The sequence below is a fragment of the Brevibacillus sp. FSL L8-0520 genome (assembly GCF_037963895.1).
GTDB classification, from domain to species: Bacteria; Bacillota; Bacilli; order Brevibacillales; family Brevibacillaceae; genus Brevibacillus; species Brevibacillus borstelensis.
Genome location: NZ_CP150171.1, coordinates 3,788,656 through 3,805,383 on the forward strand (window position 1 = coordinate 3,788,656; position 16,728 = coordinate 3,805,383).

The 16,728-nt window shown below is 55.5% G+C and carries 11 protein-coding genes and 1 riboswitch; of the genes, 5 read left to right on the forward strand and 6 right to left on the reverse strand.

The genetic code is table 11. The annotated features are described in order from the left end of the window. Positions 1-213: 213 nt before the first annotated feature. The 3 genes from NSQ24_RS19000 to moaC all read right to left on the reverse strand — a co-directional run bounded on the left by NSQ24_RS19000 (position 214) and on the right by moaC (position 3,731). Positions 214-1,389 carry a pyridoxal phosphate-dependent aminotransferase gene (locus tag NSQ24_RS19000; RefSeq protein WP_003389147.1) on the reverse strand — a complete coding sequence of 392 codons (1,176 nt, stop codon included), beginning with the start codon at positions 1,387-1,389 and terminating at the stop codon, positions 214-216. Positions 1,390-1,494: 105 nt separating this feature from the next. Next, positions 1,495-1,607, reverse strand: a riboswitch (SAM riboswitch). A gap of 293 nt (positions 1,608-1,900) precedes the next feature. Beyond that, the gene (locus NSQ24_RS19005) at positions 1,901-3,241 is read right to left on the reverse strand and encodes an MFS transporter (RefSeq protein ID WP_003389145.1); all 1,341 of its coding nucleotides are present in this window, start codon (positions 3,239-3,241) and stop codon (positions 1,901-1,903) included. A gap of 7 nt (positions 3,242-3,248) precedes the next feature. Further along, positions 3,249-3,731 carry a cyclic pyranopterin monophosphate synthase MoaC gene (moaC, locus tag NSQ24_RS19010; protein WP_003389143.1) on the reverse strand — a complete coding sequence of 161 codons (483 nt, stop codon included), beginning with the start codon at positions 3,729-3,731 and terminating at the stop codon, positions 3,249-3,251. 202 nt (positions 3,732-3,933) lie between these two features. On the opposite strand from moaC, the gene moaD reads away from it, so the two are divergent. Both moaD and NSQ24_RS19020 read left to right on the forward strand, forming a co-directional pair. Further along, positions 3,934-4,641, forward strand: a complete 708-nt coding sequence (gene moaD, locus NSQ24_RS19015; protein ID WP_003389141.1) for a molybdopterin converting factor subunit 1 — start codon at positions 3,934-3,936, stop codon at positions 4,639-4,641. Positions 4,642-4,647: 6 nt separating this feature from the next. After that, positions 4,648-5,673: a ThiF family adenylyltransferase gene (locus NSQ24_RS19020; RefSeq protein ID WP_172920708.1), complete on the forward strand. Its 1,026-nt coding sequence runs from the start codon at positions 4,648-4,650 to the stop codon at positions 5,671-5,673. A gap of 35 nt (positions 5,674-5,708) precedes the next feature. Here NSQ24_RS19020 and NSQ24_RS19025 read toward each other — a convergent pair whose 3' ends face one another. From NSQ24_RS19025 to NSQ24_RS19035, 3 genes are read right to left on the reverse strand one after another with little or no spacing between them, the layout of a single operon-like run. Continuing rightward, positions 5,709-6,782, reverse strand: coding sequence for a HAMP domain-containing sensor histidine kinase (locus NSQ24_RS19025; RefSeq protein ID WP_339166380.1), 1,074 nt, complete (start codon positions 6,780-6,782; stop codon positions 5,709-5,711). Beyond that, positions 6,779-7,453: a response regulator transcription factor gene (locus tag NSQ24_RS19030; protein ID WP_339166382.1), complete on the reverse strand. Its 675-nt coding sequence runs from the start codon at positions 7,451-7,453 to the stop codon at positions 6,779-6,781. The genes NSQ24_RS19025 and NSQ24_RS19030 overlap by 4 nt, the downstream gene beginning before the upstream one ends. Before the next feature lie 4 nt (positions 7,454-7,457). Beyond that, positions 7,458-9,221, reverse strand: coding sequence for an ABC transporter ATP-binding protein (locus tag NSQ24_RS19035; protein WP_339166383.1), 1,764 nt, complete (start codon positions 9,219-9,221; stop codon positions 7,458-7,460). A 359-nt stretch (positions 9,222-9,580) separates the two neighbouring features. Between NSQ24_RS19035 and acnA the strand changes: the two genes are divergently transcribed. The 3 genes from acnA to NSQ24_RS19050 all read left to right on the forward strand — a co-directional run bounded on the left by acnA (position 9,581) and on the right by NSQ24_RS19050 (position 16,611). Then, on the forward strand, positions 9,581-12,310 hold the full coding sequence (acnA, locus tag NSQ24_RS19040) for an aconitate hydratase AcnA (RefSeq protein WP_003389136.1): 2,730 nt from the start codon (positions 9,581-9,583) through the stop codon (positions 12,308-12,310). 495 nt (positions 12,311-12,805) lie between these two features. Further along, entirely contained in the window at positions 12,806-13,135 is a 330-nt protein-coding gene (locus tag NSQ24_RS19045; protein WP_003389134.1) for a DUF3892 domain-containing protein, read from the forward strand. A gap of 134 nt (positions 13,136-13,269) precedes the next feature. Next, positions 13,270-16,611: a DEAD/DEAH box helicase gene (locus NSQ24_RS19050; protein WP_243014247.1), complete on the forward strand. Its 3,342-nt coding sequence runs from the start codon at positions 13,270-13,272 to the stop codon at positions 16,609-16,611. Positions 16,612-16,728: the final 117 nt, after the last annotated feature.

Genomic DNA, 16,728 nt, shown 5'->3' on the forward strand with positions numbered 1-16,728 from the left:
CGAAAAATAAGGCTGTCTTTCTTGAAAAGGTTGCCGTCATTATGTTTTGGCATCCGTGAGTATCATTTCGAATCAAGCCTGCTTTATCCGTGAGTATCCTGCTTGATTCAGCCTGTTGTGCCACCCCGAATCGCAGGAGAAGCCTGTTTCCAGGCTTCTCCCCACCGCGGCCCCTGGACAAGGAGCAAGATAACCCGAAGCCCGCCAACAAGCTTACCGAGCAAACAGCCCCAGCTTCTCAATCCTTCGCACTGCCTCCGCCAGCCTTTCTTCGCTGGAAAGAAGCGCCGCGCGCACATACCCCTCGCCCGTCGGTCCAAAACCGACGCCAGGCGCAACCACCACATGAGCCTTTTCCAGCAGCAAATCGGAAAACTCGACCGATGTAAACCCTTCGGGAACAGGCAGCCAGCTGAAAAACGAGCCCTCTGAAGGCTTGGCCTGCCAACCGATCCGGTGGAGCTCGGCGAACAGCACATCCCGCCTGCTTTGGTAGACGGAGACGAGATCATGTACGCATTGCTGCGAGCCGGTCATCGCTTTTGCCGCCGCCATCTGCACAGCGCCGAAGAGACTGACAAAGTAATGGTCCTGAATCAAATTGACCAGCCGTACGAGCTCCTTGTTTCCGACCATAGCCCCGACGCGCCAGCCGGCCATGTTGTACGTTTTCGACAGGGTGTAAAACTCCACTCCTACTTCTTTTGCCCCCGGCACCTGCATGAAGCTGACCGGCTTTTTGCCGTCAAAGCTGATCGCACCATAGGCGAAATCATGGCAGACGACGATCTCGTGCTTGCGGGCAAAGCGGATGGTCTCTTCAAAAAATTCCACCGGAGCGTTGACCGCCGTCGGATTGTTCGGGTAATTGAGGAACATCAGCTTGGCTTTTTCCAAATCTTCCGGCTTCAACTGGCCGTAATCCGGAAGAAACGCGTTTTCAGCCTTGAGCGGCATCATGACCATGCGGCCGTCAGCTACAGCCACGCCGGACCAGTAATCCGGATAACCTGGATCGGGCACCAAAGCGACGTCCCCGGGGTTCAGCAGCACCTGACAAATCTCAACCAGACCTGTCTTGCTGCCAAACAGGATGGCTACCTCTTCCTCCGCGTCCAGCTCCACGCCGAACTCTTCCTTGTACCAGTGGGCGACGGCCTGCTTCAGCTCCAGCCTGCCGCTGAACGGCGGGTATTTGTGATGGACAGGGCGCTTGGCCTGCTCGCTCAGCTCTTCCACGATATGCTGCGGTGTCGGGAGATCGGGATTGCCCTGTCCAAGATTGATAATGTCATGTCCGGCCGCGATGGCCTTGTTTGTTTTCGCTACCAGCGTGGCAAAAAACTGCGTCGGCAGTCGGTCCACCATGGCAGATGGTTGGATGCGCATTGGCTTTCTATCCTTTCTTTCGCAAAAATAATCCAGACATCGAAGCAGGCATGCAAAAAGCCCCTTTTCCTGAACAGAAAAAGGGGCGGATCGTGCGTCTCCACGTTCTTATCTGTCAGGATCGCTCCTGCTGGAATTGGCACAGCATCTGCAGAATATCCTGCAAGATCCGCTGCCGGGCTTCATCGGGCCAGTCCCTCCACCTCTCTGGATAAGTTAACAGCAACCTATTTACTTTGAATGTCTACTATACTACTTGAGCAGGTTGGGAGTGTCAATACAATATCCCGAACCATGGCCCGGGCTGCTTTGCTGTTGCTGGCCCGGCAGCCTGCAGGGCCTCGTTAGACAGCCTGGCAGTCCTCAACTGTCAGCCTGGCGGTCCTCAACTGACAAACTGAGGAGCCTCACTGACAGGCTGAGGGGCCTCGACTGACAGCCTGAGCGGCCTCGGCTGAAAGCCTGCTGGTCTTCGCCTGACAGCTACGAGTATCCGTCCAAGCATTGCTTGTCATGACCCGAGCTTCTCCGGAGCAGGCAGAGCTGCCTTCATCTCAGGACGCTTTACAAAGGACGTGTACACGGTAAAGCAAGCGACAGCGACCAAAGCCAAAGCAGCCATGAAGTAGACCATCCCATTTGCTCCGAGCGCTTCAAAGATCACGGCGCCCATCAGCGGGCCGACCATGCGTCCTCCTGAGCCTACGCCCCCGATGAGGCCTTGAATGAACCCTTCACGTCCCGGTGGAGACAACTCGGCAGCGATGGTCGGGACGGCAGGCCACACCAGCATTTCACCCAGTGTAATGACAAACATGGCCACGAAAAAACCGGCGTACACCGTCGTCTGAGACAAGATCAGCATGGAGAGCGAAAAGACGTAGGCGCCTAACAGCAACTGCGCTTTCAGCGTACGGGCGAAGTGCCTGATCACCCAGGAGATAAACGGCTGCCCGAACAGGATCAAAGCACCATTCAGCGTCCACAGCAGGCTGTACTCCCTGAGCGTGATGCCCAGCGACTGCATATACGCCGACAGCACAGTCGTCCACTGCGAGTAAATAATCCAGCAGACCAACAACCCTGCCGACAACAGACCGAGCGCTAGCCATGCCATCGGGCGACCGGCAGCTTGAGCGGCATCCGTCGCCATTGCCGCCGCGGCCCCTTTTGATCCGCCGGCCTTCTCCGCCAATCCCGCGGCAGGCAGCTGTGCCCCCTCACCTTCCTCTGTGTGCTTCGCCGACGCTGCCACGAGCCGGCCTTCTTTTTCCTGACCGCGCTCAAGATCGACCGTGCGGCTCAAAAAGATAAAGAGAAACAGAACTGCCAGCTGCAGCGCCGCATTTCCAAAGAAAGTCCAGGCAAAGGAAATGCTCGCCAGCATTCCCGCCGAGGCGGAACCGATCGCTACCCCGATATTGAGTGCCACATAAACCGTATTCAAGCCCTTGCGGCCGCCGTCAGGCCACAAGAGGCCGATCAGGGCATTGAGCACAGGAAACATGATGCCGGAGAAAAATCCGTTCAAAAGCAGCAAGACCGTATACGTATGAAAGCTGGTTGTGAAGCCCAGTGCCACAGCTACGGCTACCGCTCCCGCTGTCGCGGCGTATACTGTGCGCATTTTCCCCCAGCGGTCAAAGAGAACCCCGCCTGTCAGACTGCCGATCAGGTACGCTCCCTGATTCAGCATCAAAAGAACACCCGCTACGGTGAGCGGCTTCCCGAGAAAATCGTGGATGTAGATCGTCACCAGCGGCCAGATACAGGCCATGCCCGTAGAATGAATAACGGCAGCAACGGCCAGAAGCCGGATGCTGCGCGGATAGGAATTCCATAGTCGACTCATCTGATGTTTACGCCTCGCTCCGATAAAAATCTCCGCTTTTCCCGCCGGTTTTGCTCTGGAGATACGTCGGCCCGATTACCATTTCCTTGTCCATGGCCTTGCACATGTCATAAACGGTGAGCGCGGCTGCGCTTGCGGCTGTCAGTGCCTCCATCTCCACGCCGGTCTTGCCGGTCGTTTTGACGGTTGCCTCGATATCCAATGTCGCTTTGTCCGCATACGAAAAGCGGATGTCAATGCCCGTCAGCGGCAGCGGATGACACATCGGGATGATCTCCCACGTCTTTTTCGCAGCCATTACTCCGGCTACCTGTGCGACAGCCAATACATCCCCCTTGGCAATCTGCCCCTCGCGAATGCGCAGCAGCGTTTCCGGCTTCATCGTGATTTTGCTGACAGCCACCGCTACCCGCTTGGTTACCTCTTTTTCGGAGACGTCCACCATTTTGGCCCGTTGTTGATCGTTAAAATGCGTTAATTCGTCGTTCATTTCTTCCTCCCATTTGCTTTCCGCCTGGGAATGCCCTTCTTTTTCGATAATCTAACCTTACATTCAGCACTGTAGAAAATCAATCGGGAATCTGCAAGAAGTCGCTCTCTGATTTGGCAGTTAGGCGCAATTATGTTATCGTCACAAGTAGAGAGAAGCTTTTCCTTCCTATAAATAACCCTTGGGAAACGAGGAGTGCTACATGCAAATATCTGTCCTTTTATTTGCCGGTTTGGCCGAGCTGGCCGGCGAGCGAACGATACAACTGACACTGCCGGAGGGAGCAACCGTACAGGACCTGCTGCAAGCCGCATCCAGCCAATACCCTGCGCTGTCCTCCCTGCTCGGCAGCTGCTTTATCTCCGTCAATCAAGAGTATGCCAAGCCGGATACGGCCATCCGGGCCGGAGACGAAATCGCCATATTGCCACCTGTGAGCGGCGGTCAGGACCCTCGTTTTGCCATCACGACCGAACCGCTGAGCGCTGACAAACTGGTCAAGCTCGTGTCCAATCCGCATGCCGGCGCTGTCCTCGCTTTTGTCGGAACCGTCCGGGAGTTCACGCACGGCCAGCGTACCGTATTGCTTGCCTATGAAGCCTACGAGCCAATGGCAGTGGAAAAAATGAAGCAGATCGCGTCCGAGGTTGAAGAGCGGTGGCCGGGTACGAAGCTGGCGATGCATCACCGGATCGGCGAGCTTGCCATCGAGGAGATCGCGGTGGTCGCTGCCGTAGCGACGCCGCATCGAAAAGCGGCTTTCGAGGCTGGCGAATACGCGATCGAGCGGTTGAAGCAGATCGTACCGATCTGGAAGAAGGAAATCTGGGAGGACGGCAGCGAGTGGAAGGGCCATCAGCAAGGACCTTGGAACCCGACAGCGCTTCCGGATGACGTGGAAAGGAGCTAACCTACCGTGAATACGCGTTATTCCCGTCAAATCCTGTTTCCTCCTATCGGCCGCGCGGGACAAGAGCGGCTGTCGCAAAGCCGTGTAGCGATTGTCGGCATGGGAGCGCTGGGTACGGTGTCCGCCAATCACATGGTTCGCGCAGGCGTCGGTTTTGTCCGGCTCATCGACCGCGATTTTGTGGAACCGAGCAACCTCCAGCGGCAAATGCTCTACGACGAGGACGATGCCCGGCAGCATTTGCCCAAGGCCATCTCAGCCCACGCCAAGCTGACGCGGATCAATTCCGAAGTCGCGATCGAGCCTGTCGTGGCTGACCTGACCGCCTACAATGCGGAGTCTCTGCTCGCCGATGTCGATCTCGTGCTGGATGCCACCGACAACTTCCAGGTGCGCTATCTCGTAAACGACGTCTGTGTCAAACACGGCATTCCCTGGGTGTACGGCGGAGCGGTCAGCGCGACCGGCACGTTTGCCTCCATTCGCCCGGGCGTGACGCCTTGCCTGCGGTGTCTCTTTCCGGAGCCGCCCAATCCGGGTGAAATGGCGACCTGCGATACGGCCGGGGTAATTGGCCCGATCATTCACATCGTGGCCTCTTATCAGGCGACAGAAGCGCTCAAAATCCTGGTCGGGGACACCGATGCGCTAAACCCCAATCTGGAGCATTTCGACTTGTGGAACAATCGCCACCACCAGATCAAGGTGGCGAACGGGCGTCGCGATGACTGTCCGACATGCGGCCAGCGGCAGTTCTCCTTTTTGCAGCCGGATTCGCAAGAGGGCCAAGCCGTCTCCCTGTGCGGCCGGGATACGGTGCAAATCTCCCCTGCCGGCAATATGTCGCTTGATCTGGATGTGGTCGCTGAACGGCTTTCCCCGCTGGGCCAGGTGGAACGCAACAAGTTTCTCCTGCGCTTCCACGTAGACCCGCACACGCTGGTCGTCTTTCCAGACGGGCGGGTGCTCGTGCAAGGAACGGATGACGTCAGTCTGGCCCGCACTCTCCATGCCAGGTATATCGGAGCTTGAGCGCACGGCGAGCATTGCAAAAAGTCCCCTTCTTTTTAAGGAAGAGAGGGGACTTTCTTGTCCTCCGCGAATGTGATGATAAAGGTTGTTCCTTCGCCTGGCCGGCTCTGTACGGCAATCTTTCCCTGATGCAAATCGACAATCTTTTTTACGATGGAAAGGCCAAGTCCGCTGCCCCCAACGGCCCGATTCCGCGATCTGTCCGCCTTGAAAAACCGCTCGAATATCCGCTCCTGATCCTCCCTTGAAATGCCGATGCCGGTATCGGAAATCTGCACGACCACCTCTCCCCCTATTCTCTGGGCACGGACGCTGATCGTACCGCCCGGGGGAGTAAATTTGATGCTGTTGCCGAGCAGGTTGGTCCAAACCTGGCTCATCATGTCCTCGTCCGCGACGAGCTCCACTTTTTCCAGCTCTGCGTCCAGCTCGATGCCTTTCTCCAGCCACTGCGGCTCACATGCCAGGATGATGCTCCGAAGCTGGTCGTCGAGACGGTAGCGCTTCCGCTCCATCGGATGCTGCCTCGCTTCCAGCGATGTGAGCTTCAGCAGATTGTCGCTCAGCTTTGACAGGCGCTTGCTTTCCGTTTCAATAATATCCAGATAATGGAGCTGTTCCTCGCGGGTGAGATGCTCGCTTCGCAAGGCGCGGGCGAAGCCGCTGATCGAGGTCAGCGGAGATTGGATTTCGTGAGAGACGTTGGAGATGAACTCCTGGCGCATCTGCTCCATTTCGTTCAGCTGCTCCGCCATATGGTTGATGTTCTCGACGAGTTGCCCCCACTGGTGCTCCATTTTGATATCGAGCTTGACGCTGAAATCCCCTTTGGCGATCCGTTTCAATGCGTCGATCAGCAGTTGGAAAAGCTCCACATGCCGCGGCCTGACAAGCCGTGAAAGAAGAAACATAGAGCAAAAAAAGATGAGAAAGCCCAAAAAGGAGTTGACCAGTCCCCTGACAAACTCGGAAGGCTCGATCCCGATTTTCGGGTACAGGCCTTGCGTAATCCAATACGCAGCAGACCAGCAAAGATTGATGTAGATGACGAAGCCGATGACGCCAAGGACTCTGAGCCATATCGCCTTCCTGTGCGGGTGAACTCTCATGGCCTGATCTCCAGTCGGTACCCGAGCCCCCGAACGGTGCGAATCTGAAAGCCGCACTCCGGCTCGGGAAAGCGTTCCCGCAGGCGGTTGATGTGAACATCGACGGTTCGCTCATTGCCCTCGAAGTCAAAGCCCCAAATCTGCTCGATCAGCTGCTCGCGGGAGATGGTCTGGCCCGGATAGCTGGCCAGCTTGAACAACAGCTCGAACTCTTTGGGAGGAATCGTCAGCTTTTGGCCGCCCATCCCGATTTCAAATGTCTTCCGGTTCAATTGCAGCGTACCGGCCTGTACCGTGTGAGAGGCGGCGATCCGGTACCGCTTTAATAGCGCCTTGACCCGAACCACGAGCTCGGCCGGTTCGAACGGCTTGACGAGGTAGTCGTCTGTTCCAAGCTCGAAGCCTTTGATTTTTTGCGCAGTCTCTCCCTTGGCTGTCAGCATGAGCAGCGGGATGTCGTAATGCTTCCTGAGCTCGCGGCATAGCTCCCATCCGTCCATACGAGGCATCATGATGTCGAGGATAACCAGATCCGCCTGGTCCGACTCCATGACAGCCAAGGCTTCCTGACCGTCGGGTGCTTCCAGAATATCGAAGCCTTCGTTTTGCAAAAAGACCCTGACCAGCTCGCGAATATGCGGATCGTCATCGACAACCAGCAATTTGGCCATTTGCCTACACCTCCTGTTTCATTCGCAGCTGCTGCGTGGCAAACTCGCGATACATCGCATGTGTTTCAAGCAGCTCTTCATGCGTTCCTTTTCCGGTGATCCTTCCTTTTTCCAGAAAGACAATCTGATCGGCATCTACAACCGTAGACAGGCGATGGGCGATGACGAGCGTCGTGCGTCCCTTCATTAAATTGTTGAGCGCTTGCTGTACGATGATCTCGGACTTGCTGTCCAGACTGGAGGTCGCTTCGTCCAGCATCAGGATTTGCGGGTCTCGCAGCAGCGCCCGGGCGATGCCGATGCGCTGACGCTGTCCGCCCGACAGCTTCATGCCTCTTTCGCCGACCTGTGTGTCATATCCTTCCGGCAGCTCGTCGATGAATTGATCGGCGTATGCCATCGAAGCAGCTTGCCTCAACTCCTGCTCGCTGACAGGACGCGAGATTCCGTAGCAGATGTTATCCCGGATGGTCCCTGCTATCAACGGGCTTTCCTGGGACACGTAACCGATTTTGCTCCGCCACGACGACAGCGTATAGTCGCTGATCGGGCTGTCGCCGAGCCGGATCGTTCCGCCAGTCGGCTGATAATACCTTTCGATCAGGGAGAACAAAGTCGTCTTCCCGCTGCCGCTCGGTCCGACGATCGCCGTCACTTTCCCCGGCTCGACCCGAAAGCTTACATCGTCGAGAATGGTCTCCCCGTTTTCGTAGGCAAACGTCACCCGGTCGATATGGATCGGCAGCCCCGCATCCTCCAGCGGCCGTCCCGAAGCGTGGTCTTCTTCATCGGCTTCCAGCGTGGAGATGATCCGCTCTGTCGCACCCATCGCTTTTTGCAGCTGGGTAAAGAACTGGGTGAACTGCCCGAGCGGCATGATGATTTGAACCAGATAAAGAATAAACGCGACAAGCTCTCCTGCCGTCAAAGCGCCCGTGGAAACGCGCATTCCTCCATATCCCATGATGACGACCAAAAGCACCATCAGGACAAACGAAATGAGCGGACCGATCAGCGCCTGTACTCTGCCTTCCTTTAATCCGAAACGGAACAGGTTCTCTATTCCCCGCTTGCCGCTTTGGTACTCGTGCGGCTCGGCATTGGATGCCTTGACGAGACGGATTTCCGACAGCACCTGATTCATGATGGTGGTGAAGCTGGCGGTCTCGTCTTGCAGTCCCTTCGATATTTTGTACATCTGCCGCCCCAGCGGGACCAAAATGAGCAGTGACAGCGGAACGGCAATCAGCATCGTCAGCGTCATCTGCCAGTCGAGGTAGAGAAGCGTCGCTACCGAACCGATGATGGAGATGATCCCGGTGAAAAAGCTGGACAGGTGATCCGTGATCAGCCCTTTTACGACTCCGGTATCATTCGTCATCCGGCTGATCGTTTCCCCGGTCCGGTGGTTGTCATAATAGCTTACGGGCAGGACGAGCAGCTTTTTCCACAGCCTGTCCCGGAGAGCGGCGACGATGCTTTGCCCCACGTGATTCAAAAGATAGATGGACAGCCCTCCTGCGATGGCCTGGGCGATGAAGGCCACGGCCAGCAGCACAATCTGTCCGGTGGTGATCGAAGCGAGCGTAAAGCTGTCCACAAGATTTCGCGTAAACAGCGGGATCACCAGACTGACAAGCGTCGTGGCGATGCTCATGAACAAGGCCACGCCCAACTTCAGCTTGGACGGGTTGGTCTGTTTGATCAGCTCGTAAAAAGCGCGCCAGTTTCCTGTTTTTGTCTTCGTTTGCGTATGTGTCTGTTCCATAAATAATGATTTCTCCTCTCCTAAAGCTTTCGGCTTGAGTCCCCCAACACCCTTGCACCATTTCTTTGGCAATGCGGCGATTTTCCCGTTCGTTTCACTTCCCATCCGGTTTTATGCATGGAGAAACGATACCGCATGAATGTAAACGGAATGTAAACGGGATAATACATGGAGTCTGGTTATTTTTCCTAGCTCTACCGTCAAAGCGGCATCGTGTTTTTTCCGAGTGATTTTGTGTATAAAGGATGAAATTTGGGGTAGAAGCGGGGAAACAAATCGAGTATAATAGGTTCGTAATGAAGAAACGAAACTATGTTTCACCAGATGAAACCCCGAAATAATTAGGGAGGTTATGCACATTGGCTACACACGATGCTTACAACGTGAAGTCTTCCCTGCAAGTGGGCGATAAAGCGTACGCATACTACCGCCTGCAAGGCCTGGAAGAACAAGGAATCGGCGAGATCTCCAAGCTGCCATTCTCGATCAAAGTCCTGTTGGAGGCGGCAGTTCGTCAGTTTGACGGCCGCGCCATTACCAAAGAACACGTACAACAACTGGCAAACTGGACAAAAGGACGCGACGGCAATCAAGAAGTGCCGCTCATGCCTGCCCGTATTGTCCTGCAAGACTTTACTGGTGTTCCTGCTGTCGTAGACCTCGCCGCTATGCGCATCGCCATGAAGCGCGCCGGTGGAGATCCGAAGCGCATCAACCCGCTCGTACCGGTTGATCTCGTTATCGACCACTCCGTCATGGTTGACGATTTCGGAAACGACAAAGCTCTCGATAACAACATGAAGCTGGAATTTGAACGCAACCAGGAGCGCTACCGCTTCCTGCGCTGGGCTCAAACCGCTTTTGACAATTTCCGTGCGGTTCCTCCTGCGACCGGTATCGTTCACCAGGTAAACCTGGAGTACCTCGCATCGGTAATCGCTACCCGCGAAGTAAACGGCGAGCTCGTCGCTTTCCCTGACTCCCTCGTAGGTACCGACTCCCACACCACGATGATCAACGGTCTGGGCGTACTCGGCTGGGGCGTTGGCGGTATCGAGGCAGAAGCAGGAATGCTCGGCCAACCGCTTTATTTCGTAACGCCAGAGGTCGTCGGCTTCAAGCTGACCGGTACCCTCAAAGAAGGCTCTACCGCTACCGACCTGGCACTGACTGTAACGCAAATGCTGCGCAAAAAAGGCGTTGTCGGCAAATTCGTAGAGTTCTACGGTCCTGGCCTGTCCAACATCTCGCTGGCTGACCGCGCTACTGTAGCGAACATGGCTCCTGAATACGGCGCGACCATGGGCTTCTTCCCGGTAGACGCGGAAACGCTCAACTACCTGCGTCAAACCGGCCGTGAAGAGTCCTTGATCAATCTGGTGGAAACCTACACCAAAGCACAAGGCCTGTTCCGTACAGACGACACGCCAGATCCTGTCTTCTCCGAAACACTGGAACTGGATCTGTCCACCGTCGTACCGAGCCTGGCTGGTCCGAAGCGCCCGCAAGACCGCGTAGAGCTGACTTCCATGAAGGAATCCTTCAACGAAAGCCTGCGTACGCCAATCGAAAAAGGCGGCTTCGGTCTGTCCGAAGAGAAAATCGCTGCTGAAGCGCAAGTAACCTATCCGACCGGTGAAACTGCGACCCTGAAAACAGGCTCCGTCGTTATCGCGGCAATCACTTCTTGTACCAACACCTCCAACCCGAGCGTTATGCTGGGCGCAGGTATTCTGGCGAAGAAAGCGGTTGAAAAAGGCCTGAAAAAGCCTCCGTTCGTGAAGAGCTCCCTGGCTCCAGGTTCCCGTGTCGTTACCCAATACCTGATCGACGCTGGTCTGATCGACTCTCTGAACGCCATCGGCTTCAACGTCGTCGGCTACGGCTGCACCACTTGTATCGGTAACTCCGGTCCGCTGCCGGAAGAAACCAGCAAGGCAATCGCTGACAACGATCTGACTGTAGCGGCTGTCCTGTCCGGTAACCGCAACTTTGAAGGCCGTATTCACGCTCAGGTGAAAGCGAACTACCTCGCTTCTCCTCCGCTCGTTATCGCATACGCGCTGGCTGGCAACGTGAACATCGACCTGACCAAAGATCCGATCGGCATCGGCAACGACGGTCAACCCGTTTACCTGAAAGACATCTGGCCAACTCCGCAAGAGCTCAACGAAGCAATGGGCAAAGCGATGAATCCGGAGCTGTTCCGTGCACAATACGCAAAAGTATTCACACAGAACGAAGAGTGGAACAAAATCGACGCTCCGACAGGCGATCTGTACGAGTGGGATGAAAAATCCACCTACATCCAGGAGCCTCCATTCTTCAAAAACCTGGCTGGAGACGCAGGTCACATCGACGAAGTACTGAAAGCACGCACCATCGCGCTGTTCGGTGATTCTGTCACAACTGACCACATCTCCCCTGCCGGAAACATCTCGCCGACCAGCCCGGCTGGCCGCTATCTGCAAGAAAACGGCGTAGAACGCAAAGACTTCAACTCCTACGGCGCTCGTCGCGGAAGCCACGATGTCATGATGCGCGGTACGTTTGCCAACATCCGTATCCGCAACCAAGTGGCACCTGGCACCGAGGGCGGGGTAACCAAATACCTGCCGACGGGCGAAGTCATGTCCATCTACGATGCGTGCATGAAATATCAAGCAGACGGTACTCCACTGGTTGTTCTGGCCGGTAAAGAGTACGGTACAGGGTCTTCCCGCGACTGGGCGGCAAAAGGTACCTTCCTGCTCGGCATCAAGGCTGTTATCGCAGAAAGCTTCGAGCGCATCCACCGCGCCAACCTGGTAGGCATGGGCGTACTGCCGCTGCAATTCGCAGACGGTCAAAGCTGGAAGTCTCTCGGCATCGATGGCAGCGAAACCTTTGACATCCTCGGCCTCTCTGACAATGTTCAGCCTGGCCAACGCGTCAAAGTGAAAGCGACTCGCCAAGACGGCAGCAGCTTCGAATTCGACGTAATCGTACGCCTCGACAGCATGGTTGACGTAGACTACTATCGCAACGGCGGTATTCTGCAAACCGTTCTGCGTCAGCTTCTCGACGAAGGCAAACCGGTAAACGCATAAGCTTTACCCAATATTTCCATTACAGCACCCACCCATAGCAGGCAGACATCGTCTTAGACGGTGTTCTGCCTGTTTTTTTTGTGCAACCGGCTTCCCCATCCTGCGCGAGCTAACGGCTGCTGCTGCAATATTTGCCTTTTTTACAAACCGCACCCTTTGATAGAATGTCACTCATGGACTGTGAAACCGTCTCCCGAGCCAATCCGTAAATGACCAGTAACGGGTGGTGATTTTATCCATGGGGTCTATTTTCGATTTCTTGTTTTACCTCTTCTTTTTAGCGATCACAGGGCTTACCGCTCTGTATCCTCGCACTGCTTTGTCTAAGCGCGATTATGAGCCTTCACAATTTCGGGTCGACATGACTCGCATCATTTCGAGCATTGTTTTTTTCATTTTTTTGATCAGCTTCATACACGATCTCTTTTTCTAGCGCAAAACGAATGTATCTTCCTTCCCTGGCAAGGCACCCTATAAAAAAGGAGGGACTGCGCAATGGACCAACGAGATTTTGAACAGATTTACGCCGCTTACAAGGCAGAGGGCGAGCGGCAGGCCCGGCAGGAGAATGGCGGTGGGACAGGAGCGCCGCTATCCGCCGATGGAAAGGAGAGCATCGTTGCCGTCCGCAAAAATGACGACGGCGATCTGATCGCTTTCAAGACAAATACGGGACGGGAGCTGGACTATGTGACAGCCCTGCAGGAGGCAAAGGCAGGTCAGCTTGCCCATGTCGACGTCTTCCACAAATACGGCCGTGACATTTTGCGGAGCGAGCCGGACGGAATCAAGGAGAACAATCTGGACAACCTGCCTACGTTTTAAACCCTGGACAAACATACGCCTGATCCCCCACTCGCCCCTCTGGCTCAGTATCGATACCGGTACTCAGTCCAGAGGGGCTCTCTTGTGTGTTATCATAAGAGACAGGACTATTTTATCGAGGAAGGATTAAATCCATGGGCTTTCATTTGACTAAAGGGATCATCACGTCTTTGTGCGGCCGGATCTCTTCCGACAGAGGAAAAGCGTATTACCGGGCCAGAAAAGTAACTTTTACGCAATACGATCCCGAAGCTTCCGTCTATGAAGCCACGGTCAAAGGAACAGGCAGCAGCTACAAGGTCGCTGTCGAGTTTCATCCGGACGGGAACGTAGAGGCGGAATGCACCTGTCCCTCGCTCGGTTCCTATGATCAGTTCTGCCAGCACATTGCCGCCGTCCTGCACGGCATCGAGGATATGGAGAAAAACGAGCTCATGAATCGCTACTCGCAAGGGGCCGGACGGCGATCAGAAGCCTTGGAAAATCCGTATTCGGGGACTTCCGGAGAGCGGGAACCCCGCTTCTCTGCCACCCAGCCCTCCTCCGGGATTTCTGCGGGAGATGTACAGCTGACCAACCGCGTTCTGGGACTGTTCGGCGAAAAACCGACCCGCCCGAATCATGTGCGGCCGCTCTTTGATACCCGGACAGCCCTCGATGTGTCTTTCACTCTGAAGCCTGTCCTGTACGGCTACCGCAAGCAGATGTTCGGCATCGAGCTCAAGGTCGGGCCAAAACGGCTGTACGTCGTCCAGAAAATAAAGGAGTTCCTCGAGTGTATCGAGCGCAGAGAACCGTTCGTCTTTTCCAAGCACTTCACCTACGACCCTGAGCTTCACCGTTTTCAAAAAGAAGACGATGCCGTCATCAGACAGCTGATTCACATTTTTCACAACGAAAAGCTGTACCGCGAAACCGTGAGCGCGTACCTCCTGCAAACGAGGAACAAAAGCGGCGAACGAATGCTGTTCATTCCCCCTTTCATGTGGGAGTCGCTTCTTCCCCTGCTCACGTCCGCCCCGAACGTGCAGGTGATGGACAAAGAGCAAGCATTCGCAGGAGTCCACATCTCCGATGAGCTGATCCCGCTTTGCTTTGCGTTCGACCAGGCCGACTCGGAAAGCTTTCAACTGGACGTCCAGGGCTTGGATTTAATCACCGTGATGGAATCGTACGGAGTCGTTCTTTCCGAAGGGAAGCTGATCAAGCTGCCAGCCGACCAGTGCAAGCGACTGGCGGAGCTGAAACAAATGCTTGAGGCTTCCCGCAAGCGGCAAATCCTGATTCCGGCAGGACAGATGGAGCCATTCATGGTTACGGTCGCACCCGGATTGATGAAGCTCGGCAGCGTCAGCATCGCCCGCTCCGTCTCTGAGCGCATCATCCAAACACAACTGAAAGCCAAGCTGTATTTGGACCGGGTAAAGGATCGACTGCTCGCCGGTCTGGAGTTTCAATACGGCGACATTGTGATCAATCCGTTGGAGGGAGACGGGCAGCATCGCGGCGCCGAACGCATCCTCATGCGGGACGGAGAGCAGGAGCGGCGAATCCTGGAGCTGATGGAGCAATCCCCTTTTATCAGGACGGAGAGCGGCTATTTCATGGAGGATGAGGACGCTCAGTACGAATTTCTGTACCACGTCGTTCCCGAGCTGGAGAAGCTGCTGACGGTATACGCCACCTCTGCCGTGAAAACAAGACTGCATACCGGGTACACTCCGCCAAAGGTAACGGTGAATCTGGATGAACGAACCGACTGGCTGGAATTCAAATTTGATATAGACGGGATCCCGGAGTCGCACATTCGCCAACTGCTCCAATCCATCGAGGAAAAGCGCAAATACTACCGGATGCCGGACGGAGCGTTTGTACCGCTGGAGAATGAGGCGTTTCGGGAAATCGGCCGCTTCATCGACGACATGGGCATCCGCATTGCAGAGCTGAAAGGCTCGGACTTCCGCGTTCCGGTAGCCCGGGGGCTTCATCTGATCGATTCCCACAGACAAGGGAATGCCGTCAAGCTGGGCAAATCGTTCCGCCATCTCCTGGAAAACATGCGCAATCCGGACAATCTCGATTTCCCTGTGCCGGACAGTCTGGCATCTGTGCTTCGGGACTATCAAAAGTACGGCTTCCAATGGCTGAAGACGCTGGCCCACTACCGCTTCGGAGGTATTCTCGCGGATGATATGGGGCTTGGAAAGACGCTGCAAAGCATTGCTTTTCTCGTCTCCGTACTGCCGGAGATCAGAAGCCGGCAGCTCCCAGCGCTGATCATCTCACCCGCTTCGCTTATGTACAATTGGAAAAACGAGCTGAAGAAATTCGCTCCGGAAATAAAGGCCGTCATCGCGGACGGGAGCAAGACAGAGCGCAGCAGGAAGATTCGGGATGCCGCCCAGGCAGATGTGATCATTACCTCGTATCCGCTCCTGCGGAGAGATGTCGAGCTGTATGCGTCAAAGTCGTTTCATACGCTTATCCTGGACGAGGCGCAGGCCTTCAAAAACCACGCCACACAGACGGCGCAGTCGGTCAAAGAGCTCCAGGCCAAGTACCGTTTTGCCCTCACCGGAACACCCATGGAAAACTCGCTGGAGGAGCTGTGGTCAATCTTCGATGCGGTGTTCCCCGGATTGTTTCCGGGACGACGGGCATTCAACGACATGTCGAGGGAAGCGGTGGCGAAGCGAGTTCGTCCCTTTTTGCTGCGCCGGGTGAAAGCGGACGTGCTGAAGGAGCTGCCTGACAAGATCGAGTCGCTGCAAGCCTCCGAGCTGCTTCCGGAGCAGAAAAAGCTGTACGTCGCCTATTTGTCCAAGCTGCAGCAGGAGACACTCAAGCATCTGAACGAGGAGACCTTTGATAAAAACCGGATCAAAATTCTGGCTGGCTTGACCCGTCTTCGTCAGCTATGCTGCCACCCTGCCCTTTTCATCGAGGACTACGCAGGAAGCTCGGCCAAATTCGAGCAGCTGCTGGAAATTGTCGCGGAATGCCGCAGCGCGGGAAAGCGGCTTCTGGTATTCTCGCAGTTTACCGAAATGCTTGGAATGATCGCAAGGGAGCTTGGCTGTCAGGGAGTGCCGTTTTTTTATCTGGACGGGAAAACGCCAGCGGCAGAGCGGATTGAGCTGTGCAACAGGTTCAACGAGGGTGAACGAGACCTGTTCCTCATCTCGCTAAAGGCAGGGGGCACCGGATTGAACCTGACGGGAGCGGACACCGTCATTCTCTATGATCTGTGGTGGAATCCCGCTGTGGAAGAACAGGCAGCCGACCGTGCCCACCGCATCGGCCAAAAGAATGTCGTCCAAGTCATTCGCCTCGTCGCCCAAGGGACCGTGGAAGAGATGATGTACGCGCTTCAACAGAAAAAGAAGCATCTGATCGAGGAAGTGGTCAAGCCTGGTGAGGCCGCGTTGTCGTCCCTGACGGAACAGGACATTCGCGAGATTTTGATGATCGGATAAGTGGCCTGACGGTCAGCATCGGGAACCGCAGGACTTTTGGCAAAGCAAGTAAAACGAGTAGAGGCCCAAAAGCGAGCTGGCGAAGCCAATGTACACGGAAAACCTGCGGAGCCGTGT